The organism is Geodermatophilus sp. SYSU D00779, from assembly GCF_054050595.1.
The window spans coordinates 88,444-102,744 of record NZ_JBJGZQ010000005.1 but is presented as its reverse complement, the minus strand read 5'-3'; the positions used below and the strand labels follow the sequence as shown (position 1 = coordinate 102,744).

18 protein-coding genes and 1 riboswitch are annotated in these 14,301 nt (G+C 76.8%); of the genes, 10 read left to right on the top strand and 8 right to left on the bottom strand.

Annotated elements, in window-relative coordinates; all coding sequences use genetic code 11:
* Positions 1-36: 36 nt before the first annotated feature.
* The 7 genes from ACI79G_RS05340 to ACI79G_RS05310 all read right to left on the bottom strand — a co-directional run bounded on the left by ACI79G_RS05340 (position 37) and on the right by ACI79G_RS05310 (position 6,736).
* Positions 37-876, bottom strand: coding sequence for an energy-coupling factor ABC transporter ATP-binding protein (locus tag ACI79G_RS05340; RefSeq protein ID WP_456880110.1), 840 nt, complete (start codon positions 874-876; stop codon positions 37-39).
* Positions 873-1,610: a cobalt ECF transporter T component CbiQ gene (cbiQ, locus tag ACI79G_RS05335; RefSeq protein ID WP_456880109.1), complete on the bottom strand. Its 738-nt coding sequence runs from the start codon at positions 1,608-1,610 to the stop codon at positions 873-875. Before cbiQ ends, ACI79G_RS05340 begins: the two co-directional genes overlap by 4 nt.
* An 88-nt stretch (positions 1,611-1,698) precedes the next feature.
* Positions 1,699-2,019, bottom strand: coding sequence for an energy-coupling factor ABC transporter substrate-binding protein (locus ACI79G_RS05330; protein WP_456880108.1), 321 nt, complete (start codon positions 2,017-2,019; stop codon positions 1,699-1,701).
* Positions 2,016-2,696 (bottom strand): energy-coupling factor ABC transporter permease, encoded by a 681-nt coding sequence (locus ACI79G_RS05325; RefSeq protein WP_456880107.1) that lies wholly within the window; start codon positions 2,694-2,696, stop codon positions 2,016-2,018. The genes ACI79G_RS05330 and ACI79G_RS05325 overlap by 4 nt, the downstream gene beginning before the upstream one ends.
* On the bottom strand, positions 2,683-4,086 hold the full coding sequence (locus tag ACI79G_RS05320) for a cobyrinate a,c-diamide synthase (protein WP_456880106.1): 1,404 nt from the start codon (positions 4,084-4,086) through the stop codon (positions 2,683-2,685). Before ACI79G_RS05320 ends, ACI79G_RS05325 begins: the two co-directional genes overlap by 14 nt.
* A gap of 17 nt (positions 4,087-4,103) precedes the next feature.
* Positions 4,104-4,718: a cob(I)yrinic acid a,c-diamide adenosyltransferase gene (gene cobO / locus ACI79G_RS05315; RefSeq protein WP_456880105.1), complete on the bottom strand. Its 615-nt coding sequence runs from the start codon at positions 4,716-4,718 to the stop codon at positions 4,104-4,106.
* Positions 4,718-6,736, bottom strand: a complete 2,019-nt coding sequence (locus ACI79G_RS05310) for a putative cobaltochelatase (RefSeq protein WP_456880104.1) — start codon at positions 6,734-6,736, stop codon at positions 4,718-4,720. Before ACI79G_RS05310 ends, cobO begins: the two co-directional genes overlap by 1 nt.
* 73 nt (positions 6,737-6,809) lie before the next feature.
* Positions 6,810-6,880, bottom strand: a riboswitch (cobalamin riboswitch).
* Between the two features lie 105 nt (positions 6,881-6,985).
* Between ACI79G_RS05310 and ACI79G_RS05305 the strand changes: the two genes are divergently transcribed.
* The 8 genes from ACI79G_RS05305 (at position 6,986) to ACI79G_RS05270 (ending at position 11,807) form a co-directional block, all read left to right on the top strand.
* Positions 6,986-7,444, top strand: coding sequence for a hypothetical protein (locus ACI79G_RS05305; RefSeq protein ID WP_456880103.1), 459 nt, complete (start codon positions 6,986-6,988; stop codon positions 7,442-7,444).
* Complete coding sequence (locus ACI79G_RS05300; protein ID WP_456880102.1) at positions 7,441-7,734, top strand: transcriptional regulator; 294 nt, start codon at positions 7,441-7,443, stop codon at positions 7,732-7,734. The genes ACI79G_RS05305 and ACI79G_RS05300 overlap by 4 nt, the downstream gene beginning before the upstream one ends.
* A gap of 53 nt (positions 7,735-7,787) precedes the next feature.
* Positions 7,788-8,852 (top strand): AbrB family transcriptional regulator, encoded by a 1,065-nt coding sequence (locus ACI79G_RS05295; RefSeq protein ID WP_456880101.1) that lies wholly within the window; start codon positions 7,788-7,790, stop codon positions 8,850-8,852.
* 53 nt (positions 8,853-8,905) lie between these two features.
* Complete coding sequence (locus tag ACI79G_RS05290) at positions 8,906-9,193, top strand: hypothetical protein (protein ID WP_456880100.1); 288 nt, start codon at positions 8,906-8,908, stop codon at positions 9,191-9,193.
* 78 nt (positions 9,194-9,271) lie between these two features.
* Entirely contained in the window at positions 9,272-9,433 is a 162-nt protein-coding gene (locus tag ACI79G_RS05285; protein WP_456880099.1) for a hypothetical protein, read from the top strand.
* Between the two features lie 73 nt (positions 9,434-9,506).
* Positions 9,507-10,172: a TetR/AcrR family transcriptional regulator gene (locus ACI79G_RS05280; protein ID WP_456880098.1), complete on the top strand. Its 666-nt coding sequence runs from the start codon at positions 9,507-9,509 to the stop codon at positions 10,170-10,172.
* Between the two features lie 28 nt (positions 10,173-10,200).
* Positions 10,201-10,968: a maleylpyruvate isomerase family mycothiol-dependent enzyme gene (locus ACI79G_RS05275; RefSeq protein ID WP_456880097.1), complete on the top strand. Its 768-nt coding sequence runs from the start codon at positions 10,201-10,203 to the stop codon at positions 10,966-10,968.
* A 29-nt stretch (positions 10,969-10,997) separates the two neighbouring features.
* Positions 10,998-11,807: an MBL fold metallo-hydrolase gene (locus ACI79G_RS05270; RefSeq protein ID WP_456880096.1), complete on the top strand. Its 810-nt coding sequence runs from the start codon at positions 10,998-11,000 to the stop codon at positions 11,805-11,807.
* Positions 11,808-11,812: 5 nt separating this feature from the next.
* On the opposite strand, the gene ACI79G_RS05265 is transcribed toward ACI79G_RS05270, so the two are convergent.
* Positions 11,813-12,334 (bottom strand): type II toxin-antitoxin system PemK/MazF family toxin, encoded by a 522-nt coding sequence (locus tag ACI79G_RS05265; RefSeq protein WP_456880095.1) that lies wholly within the window; start codon positions 12,332-12,334, stop codon positions 11,813-11,815.
* A 155-nt stretch (positions 12,335-12,489) separates the two neighbouring features.
* Here ACI79G_RS05265 and ACI79G_RS05260 point away from each other — a divergent pair, with 155 nt between their 5' ends.
* Both ACI79G_RS05260 and ACI79G_RS05255 read left to right on the top strand, forming a co-directional pair.
* Complete coding sequence (locus tag ACI79G_RS05260; RefSeq protein ID WP_448621406.1) at positions 12,490-12,687, top strand: hypothetical protein; 198 nt, start codon at positions 12,490-12,492, stop codon at positions 12,685-12,687.
* A gap of 37 nt (positions 12,688-12,724) precedes the next feature.
* The gene (locus ACI79G_RS05255; protein WP_456880094.1) at positions 12,725-13,996 is read left to right on the top strand and encodes an endonuclease Q family protein; all 1,272 of its coding nucleotides are present in this window, start codon (positions 12,725-12,727) and stop codon (positions 13,994-13,996) included.
* Positions 13,997-14,301 lie beyond the last annotated feature (305 nt).

Sequence of the window (14,301 nt, the reverse complement as noted above, 5' to 3'; positions counted from 1 at the left end):
GCGTTGCCGTGCCCGTGCGTGACCTCGCGAGCCCGGTCACGGGGTCACCCCCTCGGGCAGCGCGGCGAGCAGCGACTCCGCGTCGCGGGGGAGGGCGCCGTCGGGCAGCAGGCCCAGCGCGCGCAGCCGGGCCCCGACGGTCAGCGCCCACGGCCGGTCCAGGCGGGCGCGGGCGAGCAGTGCGTCGTCGGCCAGGAGGTCGGCCGGGGCGCCCTGCACCACCGTCCGGTCGACCACGACGGCGACGTCGTCGGCCCAGCGCAGCGCCAGGTCGACGTCGTGGGTGCTCATGACGACGGTCGACCCCGACGCCCGCAGCCGCTCGAGCGCGGCCAGCGCCTCGGCCACCGCCGACGGGTCGAGCCCGGCGGTGGGCTCGTCGAGCAGCAGCACGCACGGCCGCATGGCCACCGCGCCGGCGATGGCGACCCGCTTGCGCTCGCCGTAGGAGAGCTGGTGGGTGGGCCGGCCGGCCAGGTGCGCCACCCCCAGCAGGTCGAGGGCCTCGGCGACGCGCTCGCGGACGGCGTCCTCGGGCAGGCCCAGGTTGAGCGGGCCGAAGGAGACGTCCTGCGCGACCGAGGCGCTGAACAGCTGGTCGTCGGGGTCCTGCAGCACCAGCTGGACCTCCTGCCGGTGCGCGCGCAGGCCGCGGCGGGTGTGCTGCAGCCGCTTCCCGTCGACGGCGACCGTGCCCGCCGCCGGCTCCAGCGCGCCGGAGAGGCAGCGCAGCAGGGTCGTCTTGCCCGAGCCGTTGGCCCCGAGCAGCGCCAGCCGGCGCCCGGCCGGCACGGTGAGCGAGGCGCCGTCGAGCACCCGGCGGCCGCGCTCGTAACCGGCGACCAGCCCCTCGGCGGTCAGCGTCCGGTGGCTCATGCGCCGGCCACCCCGACGGCCACGATCGCCGCCAGCCCGGCGGCGCTCGCGGCGAGGAACGCGCGGGACGACGGCAGCACCTCGGGCAGCACCCGCAGGCCGGTCTCCATGCCGCGGCCGGCCAGCCCCTCCTGCATGCGGCGGGCACGGTCCCAGGAGCGGGTGAGCACCGCCGCGGCCAGCGCGCCCGACGAGCGGTAGCCCCGACCGATGCTCGTGTAGCCCATCCGCGCCGTCTGCGCCTCGCGGATGGTGTGCAGGCTGGCGAGCAGCACGAACAGCAGCCGGTAGGTGACCGCGGCCACCTCGACCACCGCCGCGGGCACCCGCAGGCCGCGCAGCGCCGGCAGCAGGTCCGACATCGGCGTGGTGGTGGCCAGCAGCAGCACCGCGGCGCTGCCGGCGAGCGCGTGCCCGGCCAGCGAGCCGGCGCGGGCGGCGGCGTCCGGCGCCCAGCCCAGGCCGTCGGTGCCGACGGTGACCACCGAGGTCAGCGCGCCGACGGCGATGAACGCCAGCGGCCAGCGCACCGCCCGGCCGAAGGTGCGGGCGGGCACCCGGGCCGGGCCGAGGGCGAGGACGACCGCGGTGAGACCGACCAGCACGCTGCCCGGCCAGGCCGGCAGCGCCAGCGCGCACACGACCAGGCCGCCGCACAGCAGCAGCTTGTCGGCGGGGGAGCGGCGGCGCCAGGCGCTGGCCCAGGCGGCGTCGTCGACGGCGAGCCCGGTCACGCCGGGGCCTCCGTGATCGTCGGCGCGTGGCTGCCGACGCGCCGACGACCGGTGACCACCCGCCGATGGTCACGGTGGAGGTGCGTGCTCACGAGCCGCCGTCCTCCCGGGGCCGTTCGGACTCCGGGCGCTCGGCCGGCCGGCGGCCGCGCAGCCGGCCCAGCACGTAGCCGAGCACCCCGCCGCCGAGCGCCGCCTGCAGCGCGAACAGCCCGGACTCCACCTCGGCCGACGACGGCGAGAACACCGAGTCGAACCACGGCTGCGCGCCCTGCTGCTCGGCGAGCTCGGTGGCCGTGGCGTCGGTGCCGGCGAACTCCGCCGTCCCGCCGTCCAGCACGAGCGGCAGCGCGACGAGCGCGACGACGCCGAGGACCAGCAGCGCGGTGACCAGCCGGGAGCGGGTCACCGGGTCGGCTCCGGCGCAGGTGCCAGCAGGCCGAGGCGCTCGAGCTCGGGGCGGGCGTTGACGGTGAGCACCCGGAACAGCAGCACGCCGAGCAGCCCCTCGGCGACCGCCAGCGGCACCTGGGTGAGCGCGAAGACGGAGAGGAACTTGACGAACGCGCCGGCGATCCCCGTCCCGGCGTCGGGCAGCGCGAGGGCGAGCTGTCCGGCCGTCGTCACGTAGGTGGCCAGGTCGGCGACGGCCATCGCGGTGAACACCCCCGGCAGCAGGCCGCCACCCAGGCGCCGGGTGAGCCGGTAGGCGCCGTACCCGGCCCACGGCCCGACCACCGCCATGGCGAAGGCGTTGGCGCCCAGCGTGGTCAGCCCGCCGTGCGCCAGCAGCAGTGCCTGGAACAGCAGCACGATCGTGCCGAGCAGCGCCATCACCGGGGGCCGGAACAGCACCGCGCCGGCGCCGGTGCCCGTCGGGTGGCTGGAGCTGCCGGTGAACGACGGCAGCTTCACCGCGCTGAGCACGAAGGTGAACGCGCCGGCCGCGCCGAGCAGCAGCGTGTTCTCCGGGCGCTCGCGCACCTCCGTGACCACCTGGCGCGCCCCGTGGACGACGAAGGGTGCTGCGGCCAGCGTCCAGCCGACCGCGTGCGTCGCCGGCAGGAACCCCTCAGCGATGTGCATGCCGTACCCCTCCCGGGAGGGCCGCCGCCGCGCAGGCGGACACGAACCGCTCGGCCAGGGCCGGCGATCCGGCCCAGTTCAGGTGCAGGTAGGAGGCGTGCACGCCCCCCGAGACGAAGCCCTCGGGGTGGGCGGGCCCCTGGCGATCAGCCCACCGCCAGGCCGGGTCCGGACCGGCGGCCGGGGTGGCGACGGTGCGGTGGAACTCGTGGCCGCGCACCCGCGTGCCGGCCGGCGCGAGCACCGAGTCGCTGAGCGCGACGGCCTCCCGGTAGCCGAGGGTCAGCCGCGGCGACATGACCGCGTCGGTGGGCAGGACCCCGCACATCGGGACGCCGTCCAGGCTGCGGGCCAGGTACAGCAGGCCGGCGCACTCGGCGGCGACCGGACCACCCCGGGCGGCGAGCTCGGCGATGTCCGCCCGCAGCGTCTCGTTCGCCGAGAGGTCCGCGGCGTGCACCTCGGGGAACCCGCCGCCGACCACCAGGCCGGCGGTGCCCTCGGGCAGCGCCTCGTCGCGCAGCGGGTCGACGGTCACCACCTCGGCGCCGGCGGCCTCGAGCAGCTCGGTGTTCTCCGCGTAGCCGAAGGTGAAGGCCGCACCGCCGGCGACGGCGATCCGCGGCCGGCCCGCCGCCGGGGAGACCTCGGCGGCGGGGTCCCACGGGACGGCGTCCAGGGGCGGGGCGGTGCGGGCCAGCCGCAGGACGGCGTCCAGGTCGACCGCGCCGGCCACCACCTCGCCGAGCCGGCCGACGGTCGCCAGCGCCTCGGCGGACCGCTCGGCGGCGGGCACCAGCCCGAGGTGGCGGGACGGCGTGCCCAGCTCGGCGAGCCGTCGGACCGCACCGAGCACGGGCACCCCGGACCCGCCGAGCGCGTCGCGGAGGATCTCCTCGTGCCGGTCGCTGCCGACCCGGTTGAGCACCACGCCGCCGAGCCGCACGGTCGGGTCGTAGGTGGCGAAGCCGTGCACGAGCGCGGCGACGCTCTGCGCCTGCGCGCTCGCGTCGACCACCAGCACCACCGGGGCGCGCACCAGCCGGGCCACGTGCGCGGTGGAGGCGAACCCCGGTTCCAGGCCCGGCCGCGTGGCGCCGTCGAACAGGCCCATGACCCCCTCGACGACGGCGACGTCCGCGCCGCGGGCCCCGTGCAGGAACAGCGGGACGACGCGCTCCTCGCCGACCAGCACCGGGTCGAGGTTGCGCCCCGGGCGCCCGGCGGCCAGGCCGGTGTAGCCCGGGTCGATGTAGTCGGGGCCGACCTTGTGCGGCGAGACGGCCAGCCCGCGGGCGGTCAAGGCGGCGACCAGCCCGGTGGCGACCGACGTCTTGCCCGCGTTGCTCGACGGGGCGGCGACGACCACGCGCGGGACCGTGCCGGTCACCCGCCCCACCCCGCCGCTCACCACTCGATCCCCCGCTGGCCCTTCTGGCCGGCGTCCATCGGGTGCTTGACCTTGGTCATCTCGACGACCAGGTCGGCGGCGGCGACCAGCGCCGGCGGGGCGTCCCGGCCGGTCACGACGACGTGCTGGGTGCCCGGCCGGTGCGTCAGCGTCTCGACCACGTCGTCGACGTCGACCCAGCCCCACTTCAGCGGGTAGGTGAACTCGTCGAGCACGTAGAAGCGGTGTGCCTCGGCGGCCAGGTCGCGCTTGATCTGCGCCCAGCCCTCGGCGGCGTCGGCGGCGTGGTCGACCTCGGTGCCCTGCCGGCGCGACCAGCTCCAGCCCGAGCCCATCTTGTGCCAGACCACGGGGCCGCCCTCGCCGGTCTGCTCGTGCAGCCGGCCCAGCGCCGTCAGGGCGTTCTCCTCGCCGACCCGCCACTTGGCGCTCTTGACGAACTGGTAGACCGCGATCGACCAGCCCTGGTTCCACGCGCGCATCGCCATGCCGAACGCGGCGGTGGACTTGCCCTTCATCTCCCCGGTGTGGACGGCGAGCAGCGGCCGGTTGCGGCGCTGCCTCGTCGTCAGGCCGTCCTGCGGGACGACGGAGACCTGTCCCTGGGGCATCAGGCCGCCTCCCGCACGGAGCGCACCGTGGCGGCCAGCGACTCGGCGGCCAGCTCCTCCAGGCGGAGGGTCTGCGCGCCGAGCGCCGTCCCCAGCGCGCCGGCCAGGCCGAGGCGCACCGGACCGGACTCGCAGTCGACGACGACGGCCGCCGTCCCCTCCGCCGCCAGCAGCCCGGCCGCGGCGTGCGCGTCGGCGACCGCGGTGGACCCGCGCGCGCCGGTGGCCCTCCCGTCGGTGACCACCACCAGCAGCGGACGGCGCCGGGGGTCGCGGACCCGCTCCACCCGCAGCGTCTCGTGCGCCCGCAGCAGCCCGGCGGCCAGCGGGGTGCGCCCGCCGGTGGGCAGCGCGGTGAGCCGGGCCGCGGCGGCCTCCACCGACCAGGTCGGCGGCAGCGCCAGCTCGGCCTCGGCACCGCGGAAGGTGACCAGGCCGACCTTGTCCCGCCGCTGGTAGGCGTCGAGCAGCAGGGAGAGGACGGCGCCCTTCACCGCGGCCATCCGCGAGCGGGCGCCCATCGAGCCGCTGGCGTCGACGACGAAGAGCACGAGGTTGCCCTCGCGGCCCTCGAGCACGGCCTGGCGGAGGTCCTCGCGGGCGATCCGCAGGCCCGGGCCGGTGCGGCCGCGAGCGACCTGGTGCGGCGCGGCGGCGAGCACGGTCCCGGTCAGGTGCAGCCGGGTGACCGTGCCGCCCGGGCGGGTCGCGCCGACGACGCGGCCCCGGTCGCCGCGCGCCCGCGAGCGCCGCCCGGACGCGCCCGCGCCGACGCCGGGCACCTCGAGGCGGCGGGTGCGGAACGGATCGGCGGGTGCGACCGCGGCGCGGTCGGGGGCCGGGGCGGCCCCGGTGGAGCCGCCCTCGCCGCGGGGCGCCGAGGAGGGAGGGGACGACCCGGTGCCGGCGTCGGCGCCCGGGGCCTCCCGCGCACCGCCGTCCCCGGAGGGTCCGGGCGGCGGGGGAGGCGGGGCGCCGCCGTCGCCGGGCCCCTCGGGGGGGTCCTCGTCGGGGCGGGAGTCCTCCAGGGCCTGCTCGAGGGTCTCGTCGTCCAGGCCGGGCGCGTCGAACGGGTTGCGCCGGCGGCGGTGCGGCAGGGCGAGCCGGGCGGCCACGCGGACGTCGTCCTCGCTGACCTCGTCGCGGCCGCACCAGGCGGCGTGCGCGATCGCGGCACGGGCGGTGACCAGGTCCGCGCGCAGCCCGTCGACGTCGAAGGCGGCGCAGACGGCGGTCACCTGGCGCAGCGCGTCGTCGGAGAGGACGACGTGCGGCAGCCGGGCGCGGGCGTCGGCGATGCGGCGCGCCAGCCCGGCCTCCTCGTCGGCCCAGGACGCCGCGAACCCGGCCGGGTCGGCGTCGTGGGCGAACCGGCGGCGCACCACCTCGGCGCGCTCGGCCGGGTCGCGGGGCGCGGCGACCTCGACGGTGAGCCCGAACCGGTCGAGCAGCTGGGGGCGCAGCTCCCCCTCCTCGGGGTTCATCGTCCCGACCAGCAGGAACCGCGCCGCGTGCCGCACCGAGACGCCCTCGCGCTCGACGTAGGCGGTGCCCAGCGCGGCGGCGTCCAGCAGCAGGTCGACCAGGTGGTCGTGCAGCAGGTTGACCTCGTCGACGTAGAGGACGCCGCGGTGCGCGGCGGCGAGCAGTCCGGGCTCGAACGCCTTGACGCCCTCGGTGAGCGCCCGCTCGAGGTCCAGCGAGCCGACGACGCGGTCCTCCGAGGCGCCCACCGGCAGCTCGACCAGCCGCGCCGGGCGCGTGGAGCCCCGGGCACCGGAGTCGTGCGGGCCGTCGGGGCAGGCCGGGTCCGGAGCGGCGGGGTCGCAGGCGAACCGGCAGCCGGCGACGACGTCCACGGGCGGCAGGACGGCGGCCAGCGCGCGCACCGTCGTCGACTTCGCCGTCCCCTTCTCACCGCGCACGAGCACGCCGCCGACGGCGGGGGAGACGGCGTTGAGCAGCAGCGCCAGGCGCATGTCGTCCATGCCGACGACGGCACCGAAGGGATAGGTCATGCGGGTCGACCGCGCACGGCACGCGTCCTCTCCCCGGGTGTCCACGCCCGGAGGTGGCAGGAGGCGACGGCGGGAGTTCCTGGCTCGCCGGCGGGAACCGGCTCACAGTGGCGGGACCGCGCCGGAGTTCCACCGGGCTTCCTCCACTGCCGTCGCTGTGGCCGCGTCATCAGACCACGACCGCCCCGCCGGGGGACACCCCGCCCTGGTCTCTTGACGGAGTGGAAAGCGACCGGCACTCTTTCCGCCATGGAAAGCCATGAGGTGTACGACCCCTCCCGCGCGGGGGCCGAGCTGGCCGTCCTGCGCTCCCAGCGCGCCGCGCTGGCCGACCGCGCCATGCAGCCCTGGTGGTACGACGCGCTGCTCGGCCTGCTGCTGTTCGGCTTCGTCAGCTCCTACTCCCTGCACAGCACCTGGGTCACCCTCGCCGCGCTGGTCGTCTTCCTCCTGTGTCTGCGTGGGATGGTGGCGCTGTACCGACGGCGCACCGGCTTCTGGGTGGACGGCTTCCGGCGGGGCCCGACGCGACGGGCGATCGTCGTCTGGGTCGTCGTCGTCCTGGCCGTGCTGGGGACCGGCTTCGCCGCCGAGGAGCGCTGGCGCGGCGCGATGGTGGTCGCGGGAGCCGTGCTCGGCGTCGGCGTGGCCGTGGTCAGCCGGTGGTGGACCCGCATCTACGTCACCGAGCTGCGCGAGGGGCTGTGACCGCGGTCGCGCCGCGCTTCGACGCGGTCATCCACCCGCCGCCCCGGCTCCAGGTCTGCGGCCTGCTCGCCGCCGTCGACACGATGGACTTCGCCGCGGTCCGCGACACGGTCGGGGTCAGCGACTCGGTGCTGTCCAAGCACGTCAAGCAGCTCGAGGAGGCCGGCTACGTGCGGGTGCACAAGGCCACCCGCGCCTCCCGGCTGCGCACCAGCCTGTCCCTGACCAGGGAGGGGCGCGCGGCCTTCGACGCGCACGTCGCCGAGCTGCGCCGCATCACCGGCGGCTGAAGGAGGGCGGGAGCCGGTCCGGGACGGGTCGGCCGTGCCGGGAGACTGGCGCCGTGGCGGAGCGGGGGCGGAGGGCGCGGGCGGTCGACCTGGCGCTCGTGGTCGCCGCCGCCCTCGCCGTCACGCTGGCCCTCGACGTCCTCGACCTGCCCTCGCCGTCGCTGTTCGGCGGCCTGGTGGCCGGGCTCGTCCGCGGCCTGGCCGGACACCGCCGGCTCGCCGTCCCGCGGCCGGCCACGACGGCGGCCCAGGGGCTGATCGGCGTCTCGATCGGCGCGCTCGTCGACCCGGACACCCTCGAGGCCATCGCCCGCGACTGGCTGCCGGTCCTGCTGGTCACCGTCGGCACCCTGCTGCTCAGCGTGCTGGCGGGGCTGCTCATGCGCCTGCAGCCCGGCGTCAGCCCCGTGACCGGGGCGTTCGCCATGGTCGCCGGGGGCGCGTCGGGCATCACGGCGATGGCCCGCGAGCTGGGTGCCGACGACCGGATGGTCGCCGTCCTGCAGTACCTCCGGGTGCTGCTCATCGTCGTCCTCATGCCGGTCGCGGCGGCCGCCCTGTTCGGCGCCGAGCCCGGTTCCGGGGGGCCGACGGTGGCCGACGCCGGGCCCGGGTGGCCGGCCGGGCTGCTGTTCGCCGCGGTCTGCCTGGCGACCGGTGCGCCGCTGGCCCGGCTGCTGCGGATCCCCGTCCCGACGCTGCTGGGGCCGCTGCTGGTCGCCGCCGGGCTCGACCTCGGCGGGCTCTCGGCCGGCGCGGACGTCCCGGCACCGCTGGAGATCGCCGCCTTCCTGGTCATCGGGCTCGTGGTCGGGCTGAACTTCGACCGGGACAGCCTGCGCACCGTCGGCCGGGCCCTGCCGCTCGCGCTCGCCGTGATCCTCGCCCTGGTGGCCGCCTGCGCCGGGCTGGGCGCGGCGCTCGCCGCCACCACCGGGGCCAGCGCGCTGGACGCCTACCTCGCCACCACCCCCGGCGGGCTCTACGCCGTGCTGGCCACCGCCCAGGACGGCGGTGCCGACGCCACCTTCGTGCTCGCCGTCCAGGTGCTGCGGCTGTTCGTGATGCTGCTCTCGGCGCCGCTGCTGGCGCGCTGGCTGCGGCACACCGGGGAGTGACCGAGACCGCCGGTTCGGTGCCGCGGGCGCCGAGCGCGCCTACCCTCGACCGGGTGTCGGAGGAGGTGAGGGAGCTGTCCGAGGGCCAGACCGGCGCGGACGCCGGCACGCAGGACGCGGTGCTGCTGTTCGTCGGTGGCCCGCTCGACGGGCGGGTGGAGATCCGCGAGGCGCGGCACGGGGAGCCCCTGCCCACCATCACGCACGTGCACCTGCACGGCGGCCCCAAGGTCGTGCACCGCTACGACCTGACCCCGCTGGGCCCGCAGGCCGGGGTCTACCACCTGCGCCCGCGGCAGGCGGTCCGCGACCAGGTGCGCGACGAGTCCGTCGCCGACTGAAGAAGGACCCTCTATGCCCCCCACCGCTCGGAAGCTCGCGGCGGGGCCCTGCAGGGGGCCTGCTGGCACCGTCGGGACATGGCCGGGGACCCGCTGCTCCTGCTCCACGTGACCGGGCTGCTGGTGGCCTCCACGGGGGACCCGGTGTGGTGGGTGCTGCCCGCGCTGATCGGTCAGGCGCCCATCGCCGTCGCCGAGCGCCGGTTGCACGGCGCGGCCCACGCCCCGGCCGCGACCTGAGCGGTCGGCTCGGAGGTCCGCGCCGCCTACGGCTGTATTGACTTCCTAATGGCGTTAGGGAAACATCGCGGGTGTGACGGGGACCACGGCACCGGACCGCCGGCAGCGGCGCCGCCAGGAGACGATCGAGCAGGTGCTCGCCGTCGCCGTCGAGGTCATGGCCGAGCAGGGCGTGGTCGGGTTGACGCTCGGCGAGGTGGCCCGGCGCATGGGCATCCGGCCCCCGTCGCTCTACGTCTACTTCGACGGCAAGAACGCCCTGTACGACGCGCTGTTCGAGCGGGGGTGGCGCGAGCTGCTGGCCGCCGTGCGCTCGGCCGACGCCGGGGGCCCGCGCCCGAACGCGGCCGCGGACCTGCTCGCCCACGAGGTGGCCTTCGTGCGGTGGGCCGTCGAGCACCCGGCCTACACCCCGCTGATGTTCTGGCGCCCCGTGCCGGGCTTCGTCCCGACGGCGCGGGGCTACGCGCCGGCCGTCGAGATGGCGCAGTACAGCCGCCAGTTCCTGGGGCAGCTGCGCGACCGCGGCCTCCTCCCGCCCGACGTCGACCTCGACCACGCGTTCCGGACCCTCACGGTGGTGGTGAACGGCGTGATCACGCAGCAGCTGGCGAACGCGCCCGGTGAGCCGTTCGAGACCGGCACCTTCACCTCGACCCTGCCCGACGTGGTGGCGATGTGGCTGGCCCACCACGGCGGTCGGGCCGTCCCCGACCTCCGGGCGGCCCCGCCCGGCTGATCCCACCCACCTGCCGAGAGGCACCGTCATGACCGCACCGACCACCCATCGCAGCGCCGCCCGCGCCACCGCCCGCCGGCCCCGGATCGACCGGGACACCGCACTCCGGCTGGCCGCCACCGAGTACGACCGCTTCCTCGTGCAGCTGCGTGCCCTCGGGCCCGAGGAGTGGAGCCGGCCGACCGACTGCTCCGCCTGGGACGTCCGCGCCATGGCCGGCCACGTGCTCGGCATGGCCGAGATGGTCGCCACGGTGCGCCAGTTCGTCGCGCAGAACGCGGCCGCCGCGCGGGCCGGCGGCGGCGTCGACGCCTTGACTGCGCACCAGGTGCGCCGGGAGGCGCAGCTGTCCTCGGAGGGGCTCGTGGACCGAGTCGCCTCCGTCGCTCCCCGGGCGGTGCGCGGGCGGCGGCGCCTGTCCCGCGCGATCGGACGGGTGACGATGCCCGAGGAGGAGGTCGTCGGCGACCGGACCGAGCGCTGGTCCTTCGCCTACCTCTTCGACGTGATCCTGACCCGGGACACCTGGATGCACCGGATCGACATCGCCCGCGCCACCGGCCGCGACCTGCTGCTCACCCCGGACCACGACGGCGTCCTGGTCGCGGACGTGGTGGCCGAGTGGGCGGAGCGGCACGGGTCGCCCCACCGGCTGCGGCTGACCGGTCCGGCCGGCGGCACGTGGACGACGGGCAGGGGCGGCCCCGAGGTGGAGCTGGACGCGGTGGAGTTCTGCCGCATCCTCTCGGGCCGCGGCACCGGTGAGGGGCTGTTGGCCCAGCAGGTCCCGTTCTGAGTCCCCGACACCCCGAGGAGGAGAGCCCCGTGCACGTCTCCCGTCCTGTTCCCGGCGTCACCGTCCTGGCCGATCGGCACGAGGTGCCCGGGATCGGGCACCTGCCGGTGAACGCCTTCGTGCTGCACGCCGCCGAGCCCGTGGTCGTGGACACGGGCCTGAGCCTGGCCGACCGGCGCTTCGTCGAGGACCTCGCCGCCGTCGTCGACCCGGCCGACGTCCGCTGGATCTGGCTGACCCACCCCGACCGGGACCACACCGGCGGCCTGTTCGACCTGCTGGTGGCCGCTCCCGGGGCGAAGGTGGTGACCACCTTCCTCGGCATGGGCATCCTCTCGACCGAGCGGCCGCTGCCGCTGGACCGGGTGCACCTGCTCAACCCGGGCCAGTCGCTCGACGTGGGCGACCGCGAGCTGCGGGCCTTCCGGCCACCGCTGTTCGACAGCCCCTGCACCACGGGGTTCCAGGAGACGGCCACCGGCGCGGTCTTCACCTCCGACTGCTTCGGGGCCCCGCTGCCGACCGCGGAGCTCGCCGTGGCCGACGACGTGCGGGCCGTGCCGGCCGACGACCTGGGGGCCGGTCAGCTGCTCTGGGCGACCGTCGACAGCCCGTGGGTGCACGTCGTCGACCGCACGGCCTTCGAGCGGACGATCGAACCGCTGCGGGCCATGGCGCCGCCGGCGGTGTTCAGCACGCACCTGCCACCGGCGCTCGGCTGCACCGACGCCCTCCTCGACGTGCTGCGGCAGACGCCGGGCGCGGACCCGTTCACCGGACCCGACCAGCGTGCGCTGGAGGAGTTGCTGGCCGGCTTCGCGCCGGCCGGTGCCACCTGACGGGGTCACCCGCCCTGCACGCGGCGCAGTGCTGCGACCACGTCGTCGAAGACCGCGCGATCGATGGACGCGCCCTCGCGGCGGGCCGAGCCGGGCGGCAGGAGCAGCAGGCGGTCCAGGCGCACCTCGCTGGGCCGCCCGCGCGGGTCCCAGCCGCCGCGGCCGACGTCCATCCACCTGCGGCCGTGGCGGGCCTCGTCGGCGGCGTCCCGGTCGTGGTCCCGGCTGGAGAGCATGAGCCCGACCAGGTCCGCGCCGCGGCGGCCGACGACGAGCACCGGACGGTCCTTGCCTCGGCCGTCGCCCTCGTCGTAGGGCACCCACGCCCAGACGACCTCGCCGGGGTCCGGCTCGCCGTCGGCCTCCGGGCGGTGGACGAGCTCGACGCCGTCGAGCCCCCCGGGGAGGTCGCGCACGCCCCGCCCGGCCGGCGCCTCCCGTCGGGGGCCGGCCGACGCGGGAGGGGTGGGCCGCAGCACCGTGCGCAGCAGCGACCTGAGCACCCGGGGCAGGGAGGGTCCGGCCATGCCGGGCACGGTACGGGTGGGGTGGGTGGTGCGTGCGGGGTGTTCCGTGTGACACACAGGTGTCGATCGGACACGAGCACGGTTGGAACTGCCGAGGTCAGGGCACGATGTGCGCACGGGGGCTGTGCGAGGCGTCCCCGGGAGAGGGGGCCGCCATGACCTCGGCCGAGCCGATTCCCCCCGCCCAGCCGCGGGGTCGCGAGGTGAAGGCGAGCGTGCTCGCCGCCTTCCAGCTCGTGGAGGACGCCCGCTACCTGGGTACCGACCGGCGCAGCCGGCACGGGCGCCGGCGGGCGCTCGCCGAACGCGCCGTCGCCTACCGGAGGCTCGCCCGCGACCTGCGCGTCGGCTGAGGGAGGACCCCGCGGCGGAACGGGGTAGGTGGACCGCGTGGCCCCGTCGCCCCCGCCGGTCTACTACGCCGACCTGCACGTGCACTCCCGCTTCGCCTACGCGACGTCCCGGAACCTCACGCTGCCGGTGCTCGACACGACCGCGCGGGAGAAGGGCGTGCGCGTCATGGGCACCGGCGACTTCACCCACCCGGCGTGGTTCGAGGAGCTGAGCAGCCAGCTCGTGCCGGCCGCGGAGGAGGGCCTGTACGTCCGCCACGAGGCCGCCCGGGACGACGCCACCCGGTTCCTCCTGAGCGTCGAGGTCTCCTGCGTCTACCGCCAGGCAGGTCGGGCGCGACGGATCCACGTCCTCGTGGTGCTGCCGAGCCTGCAGGCCGCGGCGGCCGTCAACGGCGCCCTGGCGCAGCGGGGTGCCGACCTCGGCACCGACGGGCGCCCGACGCTGCAGCTGAGCGCGGAGGCCGTCGCCGAGCTGGTCCTCGCGGTGGAGCCGACCGCGCTCGTCGTGCCCGCCCACGTGTGGACGCCGTGGTTCGGCGCGCTGGGGTCGAGGTCCGGCTTCGACTCCCTCGCCGAGTGCTTCGGGGACCTGACCCCGCAGGTCCTCGCGGCCGAGACGGGCCTGTCCGCCGATCCGGCCATGTGCTGGCGGGTGAGCTCGCTGGATGCCGTGGCGCTGCTGTCCAGCTCCGACGCCCACGGGCCACGCACGATCGCCCGCGAGGCCACCCGCCTGGAGGGGGAGCTGTCCTACCCCGGCATCCGCGAGGCCTTCCGCACCGGTGCCCCCGACCGCGCCGGGGAACGCGCGGCCGCGGTGACCCGGCTGGCCGACACCGTCGAGTTCCACCCGGCCGAGGGCAAGTACCACCTCGACGGCCACCGCGAGCACGGCGTCCGGATGACACCGGCGCAGCGGGCGGCCGCCGGTGGGCGCTGTCCCGTGTGCGGCAAGCCGGTCACGGTCGGGGTCCTGTCGCGCGTCGAGGAGCTCGCCGACCGCCCGGTCGGTGCGCGGCCGGACGGGGCGCCGGGGTTCCGGTCGCTGGTGCCGCTGGACGAGGTGCTGGCCGCGGCACTGGGCGTGCGGCCGGCTGCCAAGCGGGTGACCGCGGCGCGCGCCCGGCTGCTCGAGGCCTTCGGCGACGAGCTCGCGGTGCTCACCGAGGCACCCCTCGCCGACGTCGAGGCCTCCGCCGGGCCGCGCGTGGCCGAGGGGATCGGCCGGGTGCGCGCCGGCGAGGTGGACGTCGAGCCCGGCTACGACGGCCAGTTCGGCACCGTGCGGGTCTTCCCGCCGGGGTGACGCCCCGACGACGGTGGACTCGGAGCAGCAGGCCTCGGACCGGTAGCCGCCCGTGGCGGTCCTCCCGTGCGCAGGACCTCGATCGACCGGCGGTCAGGTCACGTCCGCCCTGAGGTCGGCTCGACGCCGGGGCTGTGGGTCACCGCCGTCACCAAGCGTCGTCGCACCTCGTCAGGTGCTGGGGCCATGGACGCGCAGGAGCTCGCCGACGTGGGCCGGACGGCGATCAGGGACGTCGACCGACCCGCTCCGTGCACCGGGTCCTGGGTCCGCGCCGGTCGGCTTCGAGCGGGACCGGTCACCGA

Coding starts and splice junctions, on each gene's coding strand:
- ACI79G_RS05340 (WP_456880110.1), bottom strand. CDS start 876: ATGAGCCACCGGACGCTGACCGCCGAGGGGCTGGTCGCCGGTTACGAG.
- ACI79G_RS05325 (WP_456880107.1), bottom strand. CDS start 2,696: ATGCACATCGCTGAGGGGTTCCTGCCGGCGACGCACGCGGTCGGCTGG.
- cobO (WP_456880105.1), bottom strand. CDS start 4,718: ATGCCCCAGGGACAGGTCTCCGTCGTCCCGCAGGACGGCCTGACGACG.
- ACI79G_RS05310 (WP_456880104.1), bottom strand. CDS start 6,736: ATGACCTATCCCTTCGGTGCCGTCGTCGGCATGGACGACATGCGCCTG.
- ACI79G_RS05305 (WP_456880103.1), top strand. CDS start 6,986: ATGGAAAGCCATGAGGTGTACGACCCCTCCCGCGCGGGGGCCGAGCTG.
- ACI79G_RS05285 (WP_456880099.1), top strand. CDS start 9,272: ATGGCCGGGGACCCGCTGCTCCTGCTCCACGTGACCGGGCTGCTGGTG.
- ACI79G_RS05275 (WP_456880097.1), top strand. CDS start 10,201: ATGACCGCACCGACCACCCATCGCAGCGCCGCCCGCGCCACCGCCCGC.
- ACI79G_RS05265 (WP_456880095.1), bottom strand. CDS start 12,334: ATGGCCGGACCCTCCCTGCCCCGGGTGCTCAGGTCGCTGCTGCGCACG.
- ACI79G_RS05260 (WP_448621406.1), top strand. CDS start 12,490: ATGACCTCGGCCGAGCCGATTCCCCCCGCCCAGCCGCGGGGTCGCGAG.